Below are 4,359 nucleotides of genomic sequence, written 5' to 3' on the forward strand. Positions count from 1 at the left end.
CCGGGGAAAACCTGCACGACCTGTTGAAACGCCGGGCAACGGTCTATATGCATGAGGCGATCGCCAGAACCGAAAAGATGTCCCCACAGGATCGACTGGCTTACCATCGGCTCAACACTGAGCCCGTCATGACAGCTCTCGAGGCGTGGTGACATCAGCAATTTGCGGAGAAGACCGTGGAGCCCAACTCCGGCTTGGGGAAGGCGATCACCTACCTCCTCAAACACTGGAAGGAACTGACCTGTTTTCTCAGGGTGCCTGGAGCCCCGCTGGGCAACAATATCTGTGAAAGGGCCCTGAAGTTCGCCATCCTACACCGGAAAAACTCCCTCTTCTACAAGACCCAACGCGGCGCCTATGTCGGGGATCTCTTCATGAGCCTCATCCACACCTGTCAACTCTCAGGCGTCAACCCGCTCGACTACCTCACATGGCTCCTGAAGAACACCAAACCCCTGCAGACCTCCCCGCACACCTTCATGCCGTGGCATTACCAGGATCAAAACCGCTAACCCTATACCGGCCGGGGTGAGACTCCCGCCCTCCGCTTTATCCTCGCAAGCTAAAAAATTTCATGCCGAAAATTTATTGGCCTCTGCACGCCCGCCGAAAGGACACAATGAAACCACTTATCCGCCAACTGGAAAACCTAAAGGCACTCTCGGGTTGCTCTGTAAAAATCCCCTTTCTTTTCTCATTTCCGCCTCTTCACCTGGCACAGTAAAGCCTTGTATACTGGAAATCCGGAGATCGGATCGCGATTATCGAAGTCCGTCAGGTAATTGGCATTGGCATTGCGCCACGCTTCCGCCTGGATGGGGCTCCCTCCTCCCACGTTCAGTTCCACTTGTCCTGCCATGATGTCATCGGTCACCTTTGCCCATACGCCTACTCTCCCGCGAGGTGACTCCACCCACACGGCGTCGCCGTTCACAAGCCCTCTGGCTTTGGCATCCGCCGGGTTCAACAAGACTTGAGGCTTCGGCTGAAGCTTCAGCAATCCAGGGATGTTCAAATGCTGGGATCGAAAGGTAGATTGGATCCTTGCCCCTGTGTTCAGGACAAGGGGGTAGTCCTTGAGCAGCTTTGGACTTCCCAGCGGTCCCTCTGTGGGCTCCATGTACACAGGCAGTCCGTCGTATCCGTATTTCTGGAGCATGCTCGACACAAGCTCTATCTTCCCGGAGGGGGTGTTGAATCCCGGCTTCCCTTTGGAGCGTAGCAACCCTTTCGCATACTTTCTGAACTCTTGCTTTCCTCCATCGTACGTGATGCCTTCCGGATGGTCTTTGAGATCCTTCATAGAGACTGGGCTGTCTTTCAGCGCGAATCGGACATATTCCTCCTCGTTCGCGGGGAACATGCTCCCATACCCCAAATGTTTAGCCAATTCTGCAAGGAATGTGAAGGGTGACTTGCCTTCACCGATCGGCTCAATAACCTTCTGCCTAAGCTGACAGTACCCTCCTGGATATTTCTCGTATCCCAAGTCTTCAAAACCTGTGGTGCCGGGTAGCACGATGTCCGCATAAAGCCCATCTCCAGTCAGAAACCGGTCGAAGCTTACGAGAAAATCGAGCTTTCGGAAGCACTCCTTCCACAGATCGGGGTTGGGGAGGCTTGTCAGGAGGGACGATCCAACGATAAGGAGCGCCTTTACCGGGTAGGGGTCGCCCTGCAGGATTGCTCTTGGCGCCTCCATGAACTGTGCTGATTTGAGCATATCACAAAAGAATGGGTATCTATCTTTGCCGATGGGGTTCACTCCAGCGGGTGGATCCAGGTGGAGACGGCCAAAGCGCGCAGGACTGCGGGGTCTGAACACCAACCCTCCGGGGATATCTATATTCCCTGTGATGGCCCACAGGCAGAGCACGGCCCGTATACTTTGCACCCCGCAGTTTGAGTACTCCAGTCCCGTGTACATCACTGGCGATGCGCCCTTGGCCGCTGCTATAGCACGGGCCGTTTCCACAATGGTCTGCCGGGGCACACGGGTGATCTTCTCCGCAGTTCCAGGCGGGAACTTCTGCACATAGTCCCGGAGTTCCTCGAACCCGACCGTCCAGTCTCGCACGAACTCTTTGTCGAAGAGTCCCTCGTTGATGATGACATGCATCATGCTGAGAGCGAGAGCACCGTCTGTACCAGGTCGCACTCCGATCCATTGATCAGCCTTTTTGGCCATCTCCGTTCGCATGTGATCGATGACTACGAGCTTGGCGCCCCTTCTTTTTGCGCCAAGAATCTTTTTCACCTTGTCAGGCGGTGAATCCGTGGGAGGATTCGCTCCCCAGATAACGATCAAATCTGAATCTTCAAGGTCAGGGTACGTTATGGCCCAAGGGGCGCCAAGGGTCGGCACGGTCGCCAGGAACCCGTGAGATACATAGCACACAGCGGAAACGCCAGCGGTATTGGGGGAACCAAACGGGAAAAGGTATCCGGACGCCCCTTGAATGTGCGCTCCGCGAGCCCCGAAAATTTCCACGAGACTTGGATCGAAAGCGCCTCGGCCGAAGTAACTCATCACGGCCTTGGCCCCATGCTCTTGCTTGATTCTCTGGAATGCATCCGTGATACGTTGAAGTGCTTCATCCCAGGTAATGCGCTCGAATTTACCCTCTCCTCTTTCTCCAACCCGAAGTAAAGGATATCGGAGGCGGTCGGTGGAGTATACGATTTCCTTGGCATGAACGCCTCGGACGCATACCACACCAATTGGATGGCCTTGTATAGGCAAAATCTTGTCGAGTTTCCCATCCACCAGTTCCACTCGCACCCCGCATGCGCCTGGGCATATGCCGCAGATGCTGGTCACGGTTTCTCGTTCGCCTTTTTTCAAAGTCATGGCCTTTCGCCTCCCGAAGTACTATATGTTCAAGACAGAACATGACACAATTTGCAAGGGGTTGAGAAGCAGCATACTATTCTCTGGTGGTTTAAGCAGGTAAAATCGTAATACCTTCGCCGTTAATCCAATTTGTTAAATAGTTTTTAGCATCAACAAGCTACGCACATTCTGTTAAGCGAGGGCGATGACATCCTTTACCTCCTCGCATGAACTGCAACCGTTGCATTTGTCCTTGTTAACCTCGATCAACATGATTATCTTCTAAAACTTGGCAATTCCTCAAAAAAGACCGGTGCTGAATATGAGCAGATTTTCAGGGTCAAATGCTTTGGCTTCCGGGTAAACCATGTCCCATAACAGCTTGAGATTGGTGCCCAACCCTTCCAAGCGACGTGCTAAGAATTTCGGGTCGGTTTCCACCCGTTCAATATTTCCCGATGCTAAATCAATTTCTAGATTGTAGCCTGTTTCTCCGTATCACATTCCTAATATCTCCTTAGCAACGATCGCCAACGCCAACTGCTACTTCCAGCGCTTTGCGACAGCCCTTCGCTTTAGTGTCGAGTCCACATAAGAACAAAACCTGCGACGGGGTTTTTGTGGCGGTAAGTTCTCCTCGATATTGACCTCTCTCTGCCGGTGAAGTCTTCAAAGTGCATGGCATTTGCCCGGGCAGGAAAAAGCAGGGGTTTCGAGCAGCGAGGCCTCCATAGCTACGTACGGCGCCTCGCCCTGGCACCCTCGACAGATAGGGCCATCGGTGACAGAATAGGCCTCACCGCAGACCGCACAGATCTTGAATCCCTTGCGCCGCCGCACCTTGATAAAATCCGGATCGAGTTGAACGTTCTGCAGGCTGCACACACCGGCCCCGGCGGTCTTGATCTCCTCCAGAAGGAGGGCGAAATCCTGCTGTTTCTTCGGTTTGAGCTTGAAGTACCAGCTTTTCAACTCCGGCCATTCCTCCATTTTGGACGCATCGACATAGACGCGCACCCCTCTGCCGCTCGATTTATCATAAAGGGCCAATGCATAGCGGCCCAGGTCGATCACCTTGAGCCAACCGTTGCCCGTGGTGCACGGAGTCAGCAGTTGGACCGCATCCGGCAGGCAGGCGCGGGTCTCGCAAAGGGCGTCGAAGAACTCCCCCTTGGGCAAGTTGTCAAGCACCAGGTTGACCATGAAACCACCCAGCACGACACCCGGGGCGACTGTTCCATGGAACCGGCGAACCGCCTCGAGATACTCATCGTAAGTGTAGGAACCGATCTTCATGAGAAATACTCCCATATGTTGAGGTCAATGGCAGCCTTTTCTCTTGGGGTTATCCGATTCAAGCCCGGGTCGGAAGGGAAAAGATCGGCAAACGGTCAGCTTTTTGCCTTTCTGACAATTTTTCTCTGCTCTTCGGGGATCGGCGGCGGAACCGGCTCGCCGACGAGCTTCTGCACCGCGCCGAAGCGCGGGGGGCAGACCTCGAAGCAAGTCCCGCACCGGATGCACTT

At 54.1% G+C, this 4,359-nt stretch carries 3 protein-coding genes and 2 pseudogenes; 1 reads left to right on the plus strand and 4 read right to left on the minus strand.

All coding sequences use genetic code 11. From position 1 onward, the window contains the following. The first annotated feature begins 176 nt into the window (after window positions 1–176). Window positions 177–512, plus strand: coding sequence for an IS66 family transposase (locus tag H567_RS27610; protein WP_084517711.1), 336 nt, complete (start codon window positions 177–179; stop codon window positions 510–512). Window positions 513–694: 182 nt separating this feature from the next. Here H567_RS27610 and H567_RS0121005 read toward each other — a convergent pair whose 3' ends face one another. The 4 genes and pseudogenes from H567_RS0121005 to H567_RS29940 all read right to left on the minus strand — a co-directional run. Beyond that, window positions 695–2,851, minus strand: coding sequence for a molybdopterin-containing oxidoreductase family protein (locus tag H567_RS0121005; protein ID WP_153306320.1), 2,157 nt, complete (start codon window positions 2,849–2,851; stop codon window positions 695–697). A gap of 288 nt (window positions 2,852–3,139) precedes the next feature. Further along, window positions 3,140–3,304: pseudogene (locus H567_RS28220) on the minus strand (aldehyde ferredoxin oxidoreductase N-terminal domain-containing protein); the annotation flags it as partial. 198 nt (window positions 3,305–3,502) lie between these two features. Continuing rightward, window positions 3,503–4,129 carry an FmdE family protein gene (locus H567_RS26500; RefSeq protein ID WP_084517713.1) on the minus strand — a complete coding sequence of 209 codons (627 nt, stop codon included), beginning with the start codon at window positions 4,127–4,129 and terminating at the stop codon, window positions 3,503–3,505. A gap of 95 nt (window positions 4,130–4,224) precedes the next feature. Continuing rightward, a pseudogene (locus H567_RS29940) lies at window positions 4,225–4,359 on the minus strand (hydrogenase iron-sulfur subunit); the annotation flags it as partial.

The organism is Desulfatiglans anilini DSM 4660 (assembly GCF_000422285.1).
Lineage (GTDB): Bacteria > Desulfobacterota > DSM-4660 > Desulfatiglandales > Desulfatiglandaceae > Desulfatiglans > Desulfatiglans anilini.

Coding starts and splice junctions, on each gene's coding strand:
- H567_RS0121005 (WP_153306320.1), bottom strand. CDS start 2,851: ATGACTTTGAAAAAAGGCGAACGAGAAACCGTGACCAGCATCTGCGGC.
- H567_RS26500 (WP_084517713.1), bottom strand. CDS start 4,129: ATGAAGATCGGTTCCTACACTTACGATGAGTATCTCGAGGCGGTTCGC.